This window comes from Metabacillus bambusae (assembly GCF_017497975.1).
GTDB classification, from domain to species: domain Bacteria; phylum Bacillota; class Bacilli; order Bacillales; family Bacillaceae; genus Metabacillus; species Metabacillus bambusae.
The window spans coordinates 23,673-42,207 of sequence record NZ_JAGDEL010000009.1; the positions used below are offsets into that span (position 1 = coordinate 23,673).

13 protein-coding genes and 1 riboswitch are annotated in these 18,535 nt (G+C 37.8%); of the genes, 4 read left to right on the forward strand and 9 right to left on the reverse strand.

The features are described 5' to 3' along the window. Nucleotides 1–234: 234 nt before the first annotated feature. The 8 genes from gnd to I7822_RS13295 all read right to left on the reverse strand — a co-directional run bounded on the left by gnd (nucleotide 235) and on the right by I7822_RS13295 (nucleotide 10,615). Nucleotides 235–1,635 carry a decarboxylating NADP(+)-dependent phosphogluconate dehydrogenase gene (gnd, locus tag I7822_RS13260; protein WP_207978870.1) on the reverse strand — a complete coding sequence of 467 codons (1,401 nt, stop codon included), beginning with the start codon at nucleotides 1,633–1,635 and terminating at the stop codon, nucleotides 235–237. Between the two features lie 157 nt (nucleotides 1,636–1,792). Further along, nucleotides 1,793–3,139, reverse strand: coding sequence for a GntP family permease (locus I7822_RS13265; protein WP_207978872.1), 1,347 nt, complete (start codon nucleotides 3,137–3,139; stop codon nucleotides 1,793–1,795). Nucleotides 3,140–3,161: 22 nt separating this feature from the next. Next, on the reverse strand, nucleotides 3,162–4,703 hold the full coding sequence (gntK, locus tag I7822_RS13270) for a gluconokinase (RefSeq protein WP_207978874.1): 1,542 nt from the start codon (nucleotides 4,701–4,703) through the stop codon (nucleotides 3,162–3,164). Continuing rightward, the gene (locus tag I7822_RS13275; protein ID WP_207978876.1) at nucleotides 4,696–5,427 is read right to left on the reverse strand and encodes a GntR family transcriptional regulator; all 732 of its coding nucleotides are present in this window, start codon (nucleotides 5,425–5,427) and stop codon (nucleotides 4,696–4,698) included. The genes gntK and I7822_RS13275 overlap by 8 nt, the downstream gene beginning before the upstream one ends. Nucleotides 5,428–5,867: 440 nt before the next feature. Continuing rightward, complete coding sequence (gene ahpF, locus I7822_RS13280; RefSeq protein WP_207978878.1) at nucleotides 5,868–7,397, reverse strand: alkyl hydroperoxide reductase subunit F; 1,530 nt, start codon at nucleotides 7,395–7,397, stop codon at nucleotides 5,868–5,870. A gap of 14 nt (nucleotides 7,398–7,411) precedes the next feature. Beyond that, the gene (gene ahpC, locus I7822_RS13285) at nucleotides 7,412–7,975 is read right to left on the reverse strand and encodes an alkyl hydroperoxide reductase subunit C (protein ID WP_207978880.1); all 564 of its coding nucleotides are present in this window, start codon (nucleotides 7,973–7,975) and stop codon (nucleotides 7,412–7,414) included. Between the two features lie 574 nt (nucleotides 7,976–8,549). Continuing rightward, entirely contained in the window at nucleotides 8,550–9,569 is a 1,020-nt protein-coding gene (locus I7822_RS13290; RefSeq protein WP_207979162.1) for a FecCD family ABC transporter permease, read from the reverse strand. Between the two features lie 5 nt (nucleotides 9,570–9,574). Beyond that, entirely contained in the window at nucleotides 9,575–10,615 is a 1,041-nt protein-coding gene (locus I7822_RS13295; RefSeq protein WP_207978882.1) for a FecCD family ABC transporter permease, read from the reverse strand. Between the two features lie 128 nt (nucleotides 10,616–10,743). Between I7822_RS13295 and I7822_RS13300 the strand changes: the two genes are divergently transcribed. The 4 genes from I7822_RS13300 to I7822_RS13315 all read left to right on the forward strand — a co-directional run bounded on the left by I7822_RS13300 (nucleotide 10,744) and on the right by I7822_RS13315 (nucleotide 16,515). Beyond that, nucleotides 10,744–11,739, forward strand: a complete 996-nt coding sequence (locus I7822_RS13300; protein WP_243459452.1) for an ABC transporter substrate-binding protein — start codon at nucleotides 10,744–10,746, stop codon at nucleotides 11,737–11,739. Nucleotides 11,740–12,290: 551 nt separating this feature from the next. Next, complete coding sequence (locus tag I7822_RS13305; protein WP_207979164.1) at nucleotides 12,291–13,223, forward strand: TRM11 family SAM-dependent methyltransferase; 933 nt, start codon at nucleotides 12,291–12,293, stop codon at nucleotides 13,221–13,223. Between the two features lie 191 nt (nucleotides 13,224–13,414). After that, nucleotides 13,415–13,520: riboswitch (SAM riboswitch) on the forward strand. Nucleotides 13,521–13,646: 126 nt separating this feature from the next. After that, nucleotides 13,647–14,942 (forward strand): Na+/H+ antiporter NhaC family protein, encoded by a 1,296-nt coding sequence (locus I7822_RS13310; RefSeq protein WP_207978886.1) that lies wholly within the window; start codon nucleotides 13,647–13,649, stop codon nucleotides 14,940–14,942. Nucleotides 14,943–15,303: 361 nt separating this feature from the next. Further along, a complete protein-coding gene (locus tag I7822_RS13315) occupies nucleotides 15,304–16,515 on the forward strand; it encodes a NupC/NupG family nucleoside CNT transporter (RefSeq protein ID WP_207978888.1) in 1,212 nt (403 codons plus the stop codon). Nucleotides 16,516–16,581: 66 nt separating this feature from the next. Here I7822_RS13315 and I7822_RS13320 read toward each other — a convergent pair whose 3' ends face one another. Continuing rightward, nucleotides 16,582–18,042 (reverse strand): DHA2 family efflux MFS transporter permease subunit, encoded by a 1,461-nt coding sequence (locus I7822_RS13320; RefSeq protein WP_372442160.1) that lies wholly within the window; start codon nucleotides 18,040–18,042, stop codon nucleotides 16,582–16,584. Nucleotides 18,043–18,535 lie beyond the last annotated feature (493 nt).

Below are 18,535 nucleotides of genomic sequence, written 5' to 3' on the forward strand. Positions count from 1 at the left end.
AATTCCGTATATGTGGTAACTTTGGATCCTATCAAAAACTACTGAAATTTTGTTTATAACCCCGAAATAATGAAGGGTTTGGTAGATTATATTGCCAAAAGGCTTACAAATTAGGTGATAATATTGGAGGATCTTTTGGGAGAAAAAAAAGAGTTAGCCCAAAAGGGTTACAAATCCTTTTGGACTAACTTCTTTATTTATTGATATAGGTGCTTTTGTACCCGTACTACAATATTACCATTTTGTGTGAAAGACACCTTCCATGTCATTTCTCTCATAAGTATGAGCACCAAAATAGTCACGTTGTGCTTGCAGTAAGCTTGCATTTGATTTGCCTGTACGATAGCTATCGTAATAAGTTAGTGAAGCACTTAAGCATGGAAACGAGATACCTGAATTGATGCCCTCACAGACAACCTTTCGTAAGCCCATTTGATATTCCTTAACCTTTTTCGCGAAGTATGGGGCGGTTAACAAATTATTAAGATTTGCTTGTGCTTGAAATGCCTCGCTAATGACGTTTAAAAATTCCGCACGAATGATACAGCCGCCACGGAAAATAAGGGCAATATCTTTTAAAGGTAGATCCCAGCGGTAAAGCTCAGAAGTCATTTTATATTGTGTGAATCCTTGTGTATAGGCACAAACTTTACCCATATATAATGCTTGTTTAATGTATTCAATCCATAATTCTTTATCTAAACTTTCCTGATTCATCTCTGGACCATCCAAGATCGTTTCCGCAAAGACTCTTTCCTCTTTTAAAGAGGAGATATAACGTGCAAACAATGACTCTGTAATAATGGATGATGGGATCCCATTATTAATTGCTTGAATGCTCGTCCATTTACCCGTGCCCTTTTGACCAACTTTATCAAGGATAACATCTATTAACGGTAAGCCCATTTCTTCATCTTTTTTCTTTAAAATCTCAGCCGTAATTTGAATTAAATAGCTTTTCAGTTCACCTTGATTCCATGTTTCAAAGATATCAGCAATTTCATCAACCGATAAATGCAATCTTTCTCTTAAAAACGTATAAGCTTCTGCGATTAATTGCATATCTGCATACTCGATGCCGTTATGTACCATTTTTACAAAGTGGCCTGCACCTTTAGGACCAATATAAACACAGCAAGGGGTATTCTCAACCTGTGCTGCTATTTTTGTAAGAATAGGCGCTACCTTTTCATATGCATTTTTATCCCCACCAGGCATAATAGAAGGGCCTTTTAAAGCACCGACCTCGCCACCGGAAATACCAATTCCTAAATAATCGATTCCTTTAGTTTTCAATTCATCATATCTACGTTCAGTATCTTCGTAATGGGAGTTACCGCCGTCCATGATAATATCTCCTGCTTCAAGAAAAGGAATTAATGAATCTATTACCGAATCGATTGCTTTGCCTGCAGTGACCATGAGAAAGATCTTCCTAGGCGTTCTTAAGGATTGAACAAAATCTTGTATTTCGTAATAAGGATTGATTGCTTGTCCTTTACTTTTTTGAACAAGTTGATCGGTTAAATCCCTTGTATAGTTATAGACAGCGACTTTTTCCCCTTTACTATTCATGTTTAGAGCAATATTACTGCCCATTACTCCCAAACCAATAACACCAATTGTATTAAACATTTATCCTTGCTCCTTTTAATTCAGATTAATAGGCAGTAATTCCCTAACTTAAAAGACTTAGAAAATACTAAGAAAATAAGTAGGGGATTTACTGCCTAGAAAGGCTTTTTTTTTCGTAATAAATCTTTCTTTGGACTTTAGCCCTTAGAAAAATAGCTTATACGAATAAACTTAGTAAAAGGATAAACACTAATCCAGCTACTGAAATAATGGTTTCAAGCAATGTCCATGTTGCAAATGTTTCTTTCATGCTTAGACCAAAATACTCTTTAAACATCCAGAAACCGGCATCATTAACATGTGAAGCAATTAAGCTTCCTGCTCCTGTTGCTAGTACGACTAAAGCTAGGTTCACGTCAGTTTGGCCTAACATTGGAATTACCAATCCAGCAGTCGTTAAAGCGGCAACAGTGGCAGATCCTAAAGCAATACGCAAGATGGCAGCGATGATCCATGCTAGCAGGATTGGTGATAATGTCGTTCCTTTGAATAATTCAGCGACATAGTCACCAACACCGCCATCAATTAATACTTGTTTGAAGGCTCCGCCGCCCCCGATAATTAAGAGCATCATCCCAATATGCAAGATTGCTTGTGTACAAGACTCCATGATATCTTTTATTGGAATCTTTCTTGCTAATCCCATCGTATAGACTGCAACTAATAAGGAAATTAACATAGAAGTAGATGCATCACCAATAAAGCGAATAATGGCAAGTAAACTATTATCTTCAAAACCTAAAGTTTTTTGAAGCAGTGTAATAATTGTAGCGATTGACATTAAAATAACAGGAAGCATTGCAGTAAAAACACTGATCCCAAAACCAGGTGTATCTTCAAGCTTAAATACTTTTTGTTCTCCTAAAGAGGCAATGCTACCTGTTTTAGAAAATGATTCAGGTACAAGCTTTTTAGCCAGCTTTGTAAAGATTGGTCCTGCTAAAATAACCGTTGGAACCGCGATAATGAATCCATAAAGTAAAACCTCACCAAGATTAGCACCATATTCACCGGCAATAACGGTTGGTCCTGGGTGTGGAGGTAAGAAGCCATGTGTTACTGATAAAGCAGCAACCATTGGAATACCTAGATATAAGATCGAAATTCTCAATTCTTTCGAAATGGCAAATACAATTGGAATTAATAACACTAATCCTACTTCAAAAAATAATGCAATACCGATAATGAATGAAGATACGACGACAGCCCATTGAATATTTTTTTCTCCAAATTTGTTAACAAGGGTCATCGCAATCCGTTGAGCACCGCCAGAATCTGCAATTAACTTACCTAACATTGCTCCAAGTCCAAAAATTAAGGCCAAATGACCAAGTGTTCCACCTAATCCTGCTTCAATTGTTTTAACAATTTGCTCCAGTGGCATGCCGAGTGCTAAAGCAACCCCAAATGATACAATGATTAACGAAATAAACGTGTTTAATTTTAAGCCCATGATTAAAATGAGTAAGGCTATGATTCCTATTGCGACAATAAATAACGGCATTGTAATTCCTCCTAATATTTAGCTAGTTGTGTTTTATTAAGCTTCTTTGGTAGTTTGCAATACGTGTATAATCTTCTGTTAATGCTCTTGATAAGTTAATGAAAATTGGAAGAAGCTCCCTGTACTCTTTTGAGGCAGCTTCGTTTGGTGTGTGTTCGTAAGTACTACCAATCATTTCAGTAACGATCTCAAAGGACTCAATTTCTCCAGTTGCATATAGGCCTAAAATACATGCACCTAGACACGAACTTTCGTAGCTTTCCGGAACGACTACTTCAGATTCAAATATATCGGACATCATTTGTCGCCAAACATCAGATCTTGCGAAGCCTCCAGTTGCTTGAATTCGTGTTACTGGACCGTCCATGCATTCGGTTAAGGCTAAAAACACAGTGTATAAATTGTAAATAACTCCTTCTAGTGCTGCTCGAATCATATGTTCTTTCTTATGTGACATCGTTAAGCCGAAAAAGGAGCCACGCACATCCGGATTCCATAGTGGAGCACGTTCACCAGCTAAATATGGATGAAATAACAATCCATCGGCGCCTGGTCGTACACGTTCCGCAATCTTCGTTAATACTTCGTATGGGTCAATTCCTAGTCGTTTCGCTGTTTCTATTTCTGAAGAGGCAAATTCATCCCTTATCCAGCGAAGGACCATCCCGCCATTGTTTACAGGTCCGCCAATTACCCAGTGATTTTCTGTAAGGCAATAGCAAAATATCCGTTCTTTTTCATCTGTTTGCGGCTGATCAATAATGGTCCGAATTGCACCGCTTGTCCCGATTGTGATCGCAATTTCACCTTTTTTTATAGCGTTTACACCGAGGTTGGAAAGCACTCCGTCACTCGCACCGATAACAAATAAAGTTGTGGAATCGATCCCAATTTGCCGCGCTAAATCTGGATTGCAGTTGCTAAAGACCTTTGTAGTCGGAACGAGCTCAGATAAATGCGCTGAGGTTACACCTGCAATCTTCAACGCCTCTTCATCCCAATCCAATGTTTGAAGATTCATCATGCCCATCGCTGAAGCAAGGGAATGATCGACAACATATTGTTTAAAAAATCTATGAAAGATAAATTCTTTAATTCCAATATATTTTTTCGCTTTGTTAGCGATTTCAGGACGCTCATTCACAATCCAAGCAATTTTGGTCAGAGGGGACATAGGGTGAATCGGTGTCCCAGTGCGCTTGTAGATTTCATGTCCATTCAGCTCGTCCTTTATTTTATGTGCCCATGCTTCACTACGATTATCAGCCCAGGTGATACATGGCGTTAGCGGCTGGTCATTTTTATCCATGGCAATGACACTATGCATCGCACTGCTAAATGAAATAAACGATGGCTTTTTCTGTGGATGGGCTTTCATAATATTTGAAACTGCTTGCAAAACAGCCTGGAAAATTTGCTCCGGATCTTGTTCAGCTGTTGAAATATCAGGTGTGTAAAGAGGATACCCAATATTCTCTTGCCCGATGACTTCACCCTTTTTCGTGAATAAAACTGCTTTCGTACTTGTGGTACCGATGTCTATACCTAACATATAGCTAGTCATTTTCATGCTCTACTCCTTTAGATAACATTAGTTGTGACATCCATAGGTCTTCTACTTTTCCTTGAACATCATCAAAGTTCTGGTGTAAGGACTCAACCATTCTGGCCCTATCTTTTGTTTTTATCGCTTCAATATAAAGCTCATGATTTTTCACAATCCGTGTAAAGTCTTCATACTTTTCTTTAAAACGGACGCGCATGGATAAAAGAATGAAGCCTTCCATAACGGGTTTTAAATTATCCCAAATCATCTGGATATAGGAATGATTAATCGCTTTAATAATTGTTTCATGGAATAGGACGTCTTGATATGCAAATTCATCAGCATCCTGATATTTTATCGCGACCTTCATCATTTCAAGGATTTTACTAAGTTCCATTACTAATCCATTTATGTCCATCTTTACAAGCTGTTCAAATACAAACGATTCTATAAGTAAACGTACATCATAAATTTCCTTTATCTCTTTTTGGGTTATACCAATGACAACTGCACCCATTCTTTCTAAACGGATCATATTTTCGGAAGCAAGTATTTTTAACGCTTCACGAACGGGTGACCGACTTACAGCAAAATCTGCAGCTAATTTATTTTCAGATAAAATGGTTCCGCTTTCAATCATACCTGAAATAATCCTCATTCTAAGCTCAGATGTTACACGAGTACCAGCAGAAGCTTTTGAAAGCCATTTTGCAGGGTATAGAAATTCGCTAGATTCAGTCATAAACTCACCTCTTACTTTTATCCAAGTATACTTGTATACAAGTATTATATCTAAGATTTTAAGTTTTGCAAGCCCTTTTATGAAATACACATCCATACAATGTTTGACAAAAAGACGAATGGTAATACATAGACTAAAAACCTTAAGTTTGGACCTAGATAGTAATAAAAATGAAAGAAAAAGACCTAGTAGGGGAGTTAGGGACAAATGTGACAGATATATGAGGCTAAAGTGGATGAAGTTACGCTGGGGGTCTCTTAGTAACTTAGGACAAGAACCTACTTAGTGATAAGTAGCTTAACTATAGCCGGTACCAAAATCATAAACTAGTAGAAAAATAACTAGAAAAAAGGGTGAGAAAGATATACGAATAAAGCCTTATAAAGAAGAAAGTCACTTTATCTACCAGTAAGATAGTTAAGTGACTTTCGAAATATTCATCAATTACGGATTAGGTAGTCAAATGCACCTAAGGATGCATTCGCGCCTGATCCCATCGAAATAATGATTTGCTTATATGGATTATTCGTGCAGTCACCTGCAGCAAATACCCCTGGAATGTTTGTTGCTCCATGATTATCTACTACAATCTCACCGATTCTCGTACGTTCAATTGTTTCACCTAACCAATCGGTATTTGGTACTAAACCGATCTGAACAAATACGCCTGATAATTCAATATGCTGCTCAGCCCCTGTTTCACGTTCAATATAGGTAATACCGTTTACCTTGTCGGTGCCGGTAATTTCTTTTGTTTGAACATTCTTTAGGACCGTTACATTAGGCAGACTGTATAAACGTTCTTGGAGAACAGAATCAGCTTTAAGTTCTGGCATAAATTCAAGAACTGTAACATGCTTCACAATTCCTGCAAGATCTATTGCTGCTTCAATACCGGAATTACCGCCACCAATAACAGCAACGTGTTTTCCAGCAAACAATGGACCATCACAGTGAGGGCAGTATGCTACACCTTTATTCTTAAATTCAGCTTCACCAGGTACACCAACATTACGCCAACGAGCACCTGTTGAAAGGATCACGGTTTTACTCTTAAGAACAGCACCGTTTTCCAATTCAATTTCAATAAGGTCATTCTTTTCTAAGCGTTTGGCACGCTGTAAGTTCATGACATCAATATCGTACTCTTTCACATGTTCTTCAAGACTTGCAGCAAGTTTAGGACCTTCAGTGTATTTCATACTAATAAAGTTTTCAATGCCCACCGTGTCCATAATTTGACCGCCAAAGCGTTCAGCGACAATACCTGTACGAATGCCTTTACGTGCTGCATAGATTGCTGCACTCGCACCCGCTGGTCCGCCTCCAACAACAAGCACATCAAATGGATCCTTATCGGCAAACTCTGAAGCATCTGGAGTACTACCTACCTTAGCAAGGATTTCCTCTAGTGACATACGACCGCTACCGAACGATTCACCATTAAGGAACACTGTTGGTACTGCCATGATGCCTTTGCTTTCAACTTCTTCTTTAAACGCTGCACCATCAATCATGGTATGGGTAATGCCAGGGTTTAAAATGCTCATCAAGTTCAGTGCTTGTACAACATCAGGGCAATTGTGACAGCTTAGGCTGATGTAAGATTCAAAGTGATATTCACCTTTTATACTCTTAATTTGGTCAATTACCTTTTGTTCAACCTTCGGAGCTCTTCCACTCACTTGCAGTAAAGCCAGCACTAATGAAGTAAATTCGTGTCCAAGAGGGATACCAGCAAAAGTTACCCCAGTGTCTTCGCCGATACGGTTCACACTAAAGCTTGGTGTTTTTGGTAATTCTGAGTTCTCAACTTTAATTTTTGATGACATAGTGGCTAATTCATCGACTAAAGCCAACATGTCACGTGAAACGTCATCAGATCCTGCGCTAACTTTGAGAAGCACATTACCTTCCATCAGTTCAAGATATTGGGCTAATTGTGCTTTAATATCTGCATCTAGTATCATTAATCTCTTACTCCTTAAATTTTCCCTACAAGATCAAGGCTTGGCTTTAATGTTGCAGAACCTTCTTGCCATTTTGCTGGGCAAACTTCACCTGGATTGTTGCGTACATATTGTGCTGCTTTAATTTTGTTAACTAGAGTGCTTGCATCACGGCCGATTCCACCCGCATTGATTTCAACTGCTTGAACGATACCGTCTGGATCGATGATGAAAGTTCCACGATCAGCAAGACCTTCTTCTTCGTTTAGTACATCGAAGTTGCGAGAGATTTTTTGTGAAGGGTCACCAATCATAATATATTCAATTTTGCCAATCGCTTCTGAGTGATCGTGCCATGCCTTATGAGTAAAGTGAGTATCAGTTGAAACAGAATACACTTCAACCCCAAGATCTTTTAAAGTTGCGTATTGATTTTGAAGATCCTCAAGCTCAGTAGGGCATACGAATGTAAAGTCTGCTGGATAAAAGCAAACTACGCTCCATTTTCCTTTTAGGTTTTCTTCAGAAACTTGGATAAAATCTCCGTTATGAAAAGCTTGTGCTTTGAATGGTTGTACTTCTTTTCCAATTAATGACATAATTAATGTTCCTCCTAGTGTTTTTGTAAATTTTTAATTAGCTAGTTTTGGACAGATAGTCAAAACTTTAAATAACCAATAATAACTATAATTTCTTCTTAGTTTTTATTAGTTATAAATAATAATTCTAATTCAAAATTAATTATTATATAAATCTCATTATTTTGTCAAGGATAATACTTGATCTATCGATATTTATTTTAATCGCTATTGTGTATCAAATATTGTAGGTTCTATGGAATCCATGGTTATTGTAAAAGGATCTAAATTGATTATGGTGGTAAAACTTAAATTTTCAATTATTATCAACATTTCTCAATAACTGATATTTTGGGAGTAGTATGAAATGTTCTTGATTTATTTTAAAAAATGATGGGGACATTTGATGAGGAAGATTGCACAAGTGGCTAAGAAGTCAAAGTTATATCTTTCATTACGAACGATATAAAGCTCTATAAAGCTCTAAAATAATAAATAATAACTAGGAAGATGTGTAAGTACCTTAAAATAAAAATATGGTTGTTACCTAAATAACTGGTTAACAACCATATCTTCGTATTAAAGGTTGAAATATTTAAACATTTCTAATCAGTAAATAAATAAAATAGGGTGCACCTAAAATGGAAACAACAATTCCGACTGGTAGCTCCATAGGTGCCATGATGACTCTTCCTAAAGTATCAGCGGATAAAAGCAGTAACCCACCTAAGGCTGCAGTTAGTGGCAATACTTTTGCATGTGTAGCTCCTACTAATCTTCTAGCAATATGTGGTGCAATTAAACCTAAAAACGTAATGCCGCCACCTACTGAAACACATGCCCCTGCTAAAGCAACGGAAATGAATAATAATAGTCTACGTTCCTGCTCTACTCGAACACCAACTCCGATTGCAATTGAATCACTTAATCTCATAACATCTAAAACTTTTGATTTAAATATCGTAATGGGTATTAGAATAATTAACCAAGGTAATAGCGTCCAAACGAATGTCCAATTTGTCCCCCAGATTGTTCCAGACAGCCAGATAATCGCCTTCATAAAATTGTTTGGTTCCATTTTCATTTGAAAGATAATCATACCTGCACCGAATGCTGCGTTTATGCCAATCCCTACTAGTAAAAGTCTTACTGGTGTAACCTGTCCATTTTTCCATGATAGGGCGTAGATTAAAAAGGCTGCAAGAAATGCACCTAATAAAGCAGTGAATGGCATGATAAATACAGATGCCCACCCAGTGAAAAATCCAGTTCCTTGGAAGAAAAACATATATAAAACGACCGCAAAGCCAGCTCCCGAATTAATCCCTAAAATTCCAGGGTCAGCTAACGGATTTTGAGAAATCCCCTGAAGAATCGCTCCAGACACTGCGATACCCATACCCACAAGGATTGCTAATACAATCCTAGGTAAACGAAATTGGAAAATGGTTAATTCATTTTGTGGAGTTCCATTTCCTAATAAGGTTGTCATAACCACATTAAAGGGGATTTTTATTTGCCCTGCATTAATACTAATGATAAATACAATAGCAGTTAAAAATAGAGTAATGATCAGTAATGCTCTATACTTATTTGCTCTTTTTAAAAAATTCATTCTCATTACAAGCCCCTCCCTTCCTTACGAGCTAAATAGAGGAAAAAGGGAACACCAATAATGGCCGTTACTGCCCCAACAGGCGTTTCAAACGGTGGATTCACCATTCGTCCAACAATATCAGCTGCAATTAATAGTATGCCACCTAAAATTGCAGAGAAGGGGATAATCCATCGATAATCAGTTCCTACCAAAAACCTTGTAATATGAGGAATCACTAATCCAATAAATCCAATCATTCCTGCAATCGACACCGCAGCTCCTGTTAGTAATAACACAACAATCGTTCCTGAAAGTTTCACTAGACTTGTATTTTGTCCAAGGCCTTTGGCTGTTTCCTCACCCAAGCTTAATATCGAAATTGAACGAGAAAGGAAAAGAGCGAAAACAAGCCCACCCAAAATAAATGGTAGCGCAAAATAGATATGCTGAGGCTGCACACTAGAAACGCCCCCTACAAACCAATAGCTAATATCTTTTGAAATATTGAATTTGATTCCAGTCGCTGTAGATAAAGAGCTTAGTAGGGATGTAATTGCTGATCCAGCCAAAGCTAGCTTAACAGGAGTAATCCCACCTTTAGAAAGCGATGATATGCCAAAGACTAAAGTAGCACCTACACCTGCTCCGATAAAGGAAAACATCATTAAACCCAAGTACGTAATACCAGGTATAAATGCAAGTGCAATGGCAATTAAGAAGGAAGAGCCTGCTGTAACTCCCATGATGGAGGGTGAAGCAAGTGGATTCCTTGTCATCCCTTGCATAATGGCTCCAGAAACTGCTAAAGCAGCTCCTACACATATTGCCGCAATGGCACGAGGCAATCGTAGCTCTCGGATAATAATGTGAGCAGAATTTTCTTTGTCAAATTGAAATATTGCGTAAACCACGTCGCGATAGCTTAAATTAGCTGCACCAAAATGAATTGAAATGATAATGGAGAAGAACAAAAGTACTATACCAAAAAGCAATATACTCAAACTTACAAGCTGGTTTCTATTTGGATGTGGTGGGGGATGATCCGTTCGTGATTTTAAATTCATATAAACAACTTCCCTTTAAAAATAATAGTTGACAATAAGAGGTTAATATAATTAAATAAATTATGAAATTGAGAATCATTATCATACATAATAACGTTTATTCTAGCACAATTTTAGGAGGATTTAAATTGTATAAAGAAATAAAAGGTAAAAAACTGTTGAGGTTAATTGGAGTAGGGTTATTAGCGCTAGCCTTAGCTGCTTGTAGTGAAAAGGAAGCCACTCAAGGACAAAGCTCAGCAAAAGAATCAGATCAGACATCAAGCGAAAGCAAAGAAGCACAGACAAGAACATTAACTGATGCTATGGGGAATGAGGTAGAGGTCCCTGCTAATCCGGAACGAATCATCGCTAGCTATCTTGAAGATAATCTTGTTGCTCTTGGAGTTAAGCCTGTTGCTCAATGGAGTGTTAATGATGGGAAAAGTATCCAAGGATATTTACAAAATGGCCTAAAAGACATCCCAACTATTCCACATGATCTTCCATTTGAAGCTGTTCAAGAAATGAACCCGGACTTAATTATTATGGATTCTGCTAGTATGGTCGAAGGTGGGAAATACGAGCAGTACAGTCAGATAGCCCCAACCTATGTAATTGGAACTGAAGTAAATAACGACTGGCGAGATGAATTAATTCAAGTTGGAAAGGTACTTGGTAAGGAAGACCTTGCTCAGCAGGCTTTAGATAATTATGATACTAAGGCTGCTGAGGCAAAAGCGACAATTGAAGAGGAATTAGGTAATCCTTCAGTTGCAGCAATATGGTTAGTTGGTGGCAAGTTTTTCATGGTGAGTGAAACACTTTCAAGCGGTGCGGTCATGTATGGTGATTTAGGTTTGAAAGTACCTGAAGTCGTAAAAGAAATATCTGCTAGTGCAACAGGGAACTGGAGTGAGATTTCATTAGAGAAACTAGCAGAATTAGACGCTGATCATCTCTTCTTAATTAATAGTGATGCTGCTACTGGTTCAGCACCATTGAGTGAGAATTTATGGAAAAGTATACCTGCTGTAGAGGCCGGGGATCTTTATGAATTCTCTCCTGATGAAAGCTGGTTATATACAGGAACAATTGCAAATGAACAAATTATTGATCATATATTAAACAGCTTAGTGAAATAAGAATGAGGCTATTACTTTTTATGGTAATAGCCTTTTTTAATATTTAAGCTCTGTTAAACTTTGTTGTTGATTTCCGCTGCAAGCGTTCGCTTTCAGCGGGCGGTCCGGGAGCCTGTTGTGGGGTCTCCATTGGACTCACACTCTCACTGGAGTCTCACACGTATCCGTTCTAATCAACAAAGTACCAAACTCAACAGTGAGCTTTAACAGATCCACTATTAAAGATATCTAGTACTAAGGAAGATTAGTCTGTACCCCTATTTCAACGGTTTGCTATTTTGCAGAACCGTGGAGTTGTCATGGGATGATCTATTTCTATTGATAATTGTTTCATGGTGTTACTTTCCATTCTAATTTTAACAAATTCAGCGAAGTTTTATCTTTCGGGCAGTGTGAACGGTTTGGCAAAGGATCACTTCTTGTTATAATGAAACAAGAAATGAACAGGTAACGATTGCGATAATCAATTAATGTTTGATAAATATCGCATGAAGTGAAGCTGAAATAGATTATTAAAGGATGAAAATTAATTGGACATTAAAGACCAAAAAATGAACTATGTATATACTTACTCCTATCCTGATGATGAAAGTTCTTTGTGTGCTTTGGAAATGCGCTCTTTTTTCGGAAAGGAGTCTAAGTCTAAAGTTCTGGAAAGCCCAGTAAAGGTTAATCCCACGCGAAGCCCGTTTATTAAGGAAAGAATTGATGTGAGATATGAGGGGGAAAGCCTTCAGGACCTTGTCAAAAAGGTAAAAGCTCTACAATTAGCAGAGGAGACATTTAAAGTTATTTATGTAATAAATGGAGGGCTTGCAAAAACTGAAAAAGAAGGCTTTGAGAAACGACGTTCAGTAGAGCGAGAGATTGGATTGCATGTCAACGGTGAAGCAGATTTTCATAATCCAGATCGATTGTTTGGGGTCATGAATGTAAACGGACGATGGGTATTCGGTGACTACACCAAAAGTGAGGCGGTTTGGCTTAAACATCAAAAGAAGCCTCATGGTTATTCAACTGCGCTCAACACACGTGTTGCAAGGGCGGTAGTGAATATCGCCATTCCAGATCCAAGTGGAATAAAGGCAATCGACCCATGCTGTGGGATTGGGACAGTACTAGTTGAAGCTCGATCAATGGGGATTGATATAGTGGGAAGTGACCGAAATTACCTAATCCTGAATGGAGCACGAGAAAACATCGAACATTTTGGTTTAACTGGAGAAGTAAATTTAGCAGATATCAGAGATATAACTAATGATTATGATGTAGCGATTATTGATTTACCTTACAATTTGTGTTCAGTCATAACAGATGAAGAAAAACTGGAAATGCTCCAGAGCGCACGGAGGTTTGCAAAGAAAGTGGTTGTGGTAACAATCGAACCGATAGATGAGGTTTTAAAAAACGCGGGATTTGCTATTATTGATCGAGCTGTCGCAAAAAAAGGGACGTTTATTCGTGAAGTGATCGTCTGTAAGTGAGGAAAGGGGGACAGTCCCTCGCCGCTTTACAGCTTTAATGTTGTGAGGGACTGTCCCCTGATGAGTAGACTATATATCGATTTTTTCCTTGTCTTTTAGCAATATAATCATATATTTTTAATACCCTTGCGAAAAGAATATAAATGTTGTACTCTTATATATGTTTTTAATAAAAGATAAATATGATGATCTTCTTATTAAGAGAGACGGAGGGACTGGCCCAATGAAGTCTCGGCAGCAGGCTCAAGATGAGTGCTGTGCCAAATCCAGCAAGCGAAAATGCTTGAAAGATGAGAAGGGTGTTTTATTATAATAAGGCCTCTTCTAGTTGTTTGAAAAGAAGAGGTTTTTTATTTTTCCTTCATATATGATGATGGAGTGAAAGAAAAAGGTGTTTTGTAAAAAAATAGTGAGGTGTTCATCATGAGTACAGACAGAAAAGGGAATCCATGGGCGCTTTTGCCCTTTGTCGTGTTTTTAATAATCTTTATTGGCTCTGGAATCGTAACAGGAGACTTTTATAAATTTCCAGTTATAGTGGCGATTACAATCGCAGCAGCTGTCGCTTTAGCAACGAATCGAAAAGAGTCATTTAATCAGAAGGTTGAGATCTTTTGTAAGGGTGCCGGTGACACAAACATTATGTTAATGGTCTTAATTTTCCTTTTAGCTGGTGCTTTTTCAGAAGTCGCAAAGGGAATGGGTGCGGTTGATTCAACGGTGAATCTTGCATTATCAGTTGTACCACAAAACTTATTAATGGTTGGTATATTCATAATTGCATGTTTCATTTCTCTATCTATGGGGACAAGTATGGGAACAATTGTAGCACTTGCACCAATAGGTGTAGGAATTAGTGAGCAAACTGATATTTCACTGGCACTTTCAATGGCGGCTGTTATTGGTGGTGCGATGTTCGGTGATAATTTGTCTTTTATTTCAGATACAACGATTGCTGCTGTGCGCACACAAGGTACAAAAATGAAAGATAAGTTTAAAGTGAATTTTTTCATTGTCTTACCAGCAGCAATAATCGCTTGTGTTATTTTAGGGTTTTTAACAATCGGAGAACAGGCAGCTATCACACAGCATTCATATAGTTGGTTTAAAATTTTACCATATATCTGTGTGCTTATCACAGCACTAGCAGGGGTCAATGTATTCCTCGTACTTTTCATTGGAGTCGTTTTTTCAGGAATTATTGGATTAGCAGATGGCAGTTACCGCTTAATGGATATCATTCAACAAATAGGCAATGGAATGTCTGGGATGTATGAGATCTCTTTCCTTGCCATATTAATTGCAGGGATGGTGGGAGTGATTAAACATAATGGAGGTATTGATTATCTTCTCTATAAGGTGACACGCAATATTAAATCAAAAAAGGGTGCTGAATTTAGCATTGCTGGACTTGTTAGTTTAACAGATCTTTCAACTGCAAATAATACAATTTCTATTATCATCACGGGTCCGCTTGCTAAAAATATTGCCGATAATTATGACATAGATCCACGTAAGTCAGCAAGCTTGTTAGATATTTTTTCGTGCTGTATCCAAGGGTTAATCCCATATGGAGCACAACTGCTTGTAGCTGCAGGGGTTGCAAATATATCACCAGTAAGTATTTTACAATATTCATTTTATCCATTATTAATTGGTGTATGTGGAGTGATATCAATTTTGATTGGTTATCCACGATTTGGGCGAATTAGGAATTGAATCGGTTACAAAAAGCTAACCTTCACTTATAAAGTTGGGTTAGTTTTTTTGTATTTAAATTTGTTCCATACAAGGTAATTAATTAGTGATAAAAAGACTAGTTTGGGAAACGAAAATCATTTCGTAAATTAAAAGGACTTTTTTCTTTTTATGAATGGACTGCTTTATACAGGTAAATATAATACATAAGCATGATTTTGGTGTTTCTCTTAAGGGATTCACAAAACATCCATTTAAATTTCAGGTTGGGTTTGGTAAGATCAAATGGTTGTCTGATGACCGACAACTAAAACCTATCAAGTAATGGTAAGCACATACTTCTAGTACTTAACTGAACTTGATACATCATGAGGTGACAATAATGAATTTATTATGGGGAATATTTGGTATTTTAGTTGTTTTGGGTATTGCATTTCTTTTATCCAGTGGAAAGAAAGCGATTAATTTTAGAACAATAATTGGTGGCTTAGCGATCCAAATTATTTTTGCATTTATCGTGTTGAAGTGGGAAGCGGGAAGATCTGGGCTGGAATGGTTCACTTTAAGGGTCCAGGATATTATTAATTATGCAAATGAAGGAATTTCGTTTCTTTTTGGTCCACTAGCAAGCGGCGGGGAATTTGGATTAGTATTTGCTTTTCAAGTGTTAACAGTGATTATTTTCTTTTCATCGTTAATTTCAGTTTTATATTATTTAGGAATTATGCAATTGTTTATAAAAATCATTGGTGGTGGCTTATCAAAGCTTTTAGGAACGAGTCAGTCCGAATCAATATCAGCGGCTGCGAATATATTTGTTGGTCAAACAGAAGCACCACTTGTTATCAGACCATATTTAGCTAAAATGACGAAGTCAGAACTTTTTGCTGTAATGACGGGTGGACTTGCTTCTGTCGCAGGTTCTGTACTTGTCGGCTATGCCCTTTTAGGTGTACCACTTGAATACCTACTTGCAGCAAGCTTTATGGCTGCACCTGCAGGATTAGTTATGGCGAAAATAATGATGCCAGAGACAGAGAGATCAGCCGACTCAGATTTTGAGATCTCCAAAGATACAGAATCAGTAAATGTTATTGATGCAGCAGCACGTGGTGCAAGTGACGGGTTAAAGCTTGCATTAAATGTTGGAGCGATGTTATTAGCATTTATTGCATTAATAGCTTTAGTTAATGGGATTTTGAGCGGTATTGGTGGAATATTTGGTTTTGAAACTCTTTCACTTGAAGGAATTTTAGGAATCCTGTTCTCTCCGATTGCTTTTGCTGTGGGTGTACCCTGGTCAGAAGCAGTTACTGCGGGTAGCTTTATTGGACAAAAATTAGTATTAAATGAGTTTGTTGCCTATTCAGCATTTGCACCACAAATCGACCAATTGTCTGATAAAACAGTAATTGTTGTAAGTTTTGCACTATGTGGCTTTGCTAATCTAAGCTCTATGGCAATTCTTCTTGGTGGCTTAGGTGAACTAGCACCAAATCGTCGCCCTGATATTGCAAGATTAGGTCTCCGTGCAGTAGCCGCGGGAATGTTAGCTTCCTTATTGAGTGCAGCAATAGCAGGTATGTTTATTTAAATGAAAAGGGCAACCCCAAAAGGTTCTGTTTAAGACCTTGTGGTTGCTCTTTTTTAGTGAATGATTCTATCCTTCATTTAGTGCCATCTTTTGTGGCCTTTTTTCTTTAACTGCTTCTCGCTTTGTATCTTCTTCTGCTGGGCCCACTCTCTTAATAAAGAATGCAAGGATTACTGCTATTAATGATAAGTATGTTGCCACAACGAAGGCATCATTGATCCCTTGTATAGTTGCTTCTTTTAAAATAGATCCCATCTGCTCTTTAGCTTCAGGTGTTACACCAGTTGCTGTTGCTATTTCAGTTGCGTGTTTCTCTGTCTGATTGGACATAACTGTGACAAGAAAAGCTGTACCAAGTGCACCGGAAATTTGCTTGAATGTGTTAGACATAGCTGTTCCATGTGCATTTAATCGTTGTGGAAGCTGATTTAACCCTGCGGTCATAATCGGCATCATTAACATTGACATACCAAACATACGAGCAGTATATATGACTAATAAAAATGTATATGTGGTCGAGTCTGTCAGTTCACTGAATTCCCATGTTGTAACGGTGGTGATCGCTAAACCAATGACAGAGAGCCATCTTGCACCAATTTTATCAAAAATCCACCCTGTAATCGGAGACATAATTCCCATTAAAATCGCCCCAGGCAATAACAATAACCCTGATTCAAGTGGCGTAAATCCGCGGATATTTTGTAAATAAATTGGCACTATAATCATTCCAGCAAACATTGCCATTGTGATTATGGCATTAATGATCGTTGTAAGTGTAAACATATTATATTGAAACACTCTAAATTCCAGCATGGGGTTTTTGACAGTCATTTGTCGCCAAATAAATAAGGAAAGAGTAATAATACCAACAATAATGGCTGTTATGACTTCTACACTATTCCAACCTGAGTTACCGGCACTACTAAATCCATATAATAACCCTCCAAAACCTAATGTGGAAAGAATGATTCCAGTGATATCAATCGTAGGATATGTTTGTTTCGTCACATTTTTAAGAAGGACTATAGCAATAAGAAAATCGATAATGGCAATTGGTAAAACGATATAGAATAATACTCTCCATGAATAATTTTGGACAATCCATCCAGAAAGTGTTGGACCAATAGCAGGAGCAAAAGTCACCGCTAACCCTATTAGCCCCATGGCTTGACCGCGCTTGGCTATGGGGAAGATTGTTAATATAACGATCATTAACAATGGCATAAGTATTCCTGCACCAGCTGCTTGCACAACTCTCCCAGTTAAAAGAATTGTGAAATCAGGGGCAATCGCACAAATGAGCGTACCGGCTGAAAATAACCCCATTGATGTCAAAAAGAGCTGTCTCGTCGTAAATCGTTCAATCAAAAAGGCTGTAACAGGGATTAACACTCCATTCACAAGCATATATCCTGTCGTTAACCACTGTGCTGTATTTGCAGACATATCCAAGTCTTTCATCATTTCTGGTAAGGCCACATTCATTAACGTTTGGTTTAAAATAGCTACAAATGCGCCTAAAAGCATAACCGTAAGAATGGCGCCCTTTTTTATTTGCTGGCCTGAAATGTTCGCATCGTTGGTCATTTCTCATATCCTCTCCTTTTATTATATTTTTTAAAAGAATGAAATGGTGTAGTTAGCAATACTTGTACTAGCATCTTCAATATGTTTTGACATTTCCTTCATAAATATGTTGAAAATTTCTATTGCTTAGCTTTTCTTGTTGTTTAATAAAGGCTGTTTTCGCAAACTTTGTTGCTAATTACCAAGTAATGCAGTGTGGTTGATTGCAGCGAGAGATGCTCGCTTTCCGCGGGGCGGGCGGTGAGCCTCCTCGGCGTAAACGCCTGCGGGGTCTCACCTGTCCCGCTGCTCCCGCAGGAGTCTCGCACTTCCGCTCCAATCAACTATAAATAGTTTTCGTTTTAAAAGAAACAATCTCTTAGAAATGAGCCTTAATAAATGAAAGTTCTTGCTGTACTATGGTTAACGCTTTGGCATTCAACAGCAGTGCCTA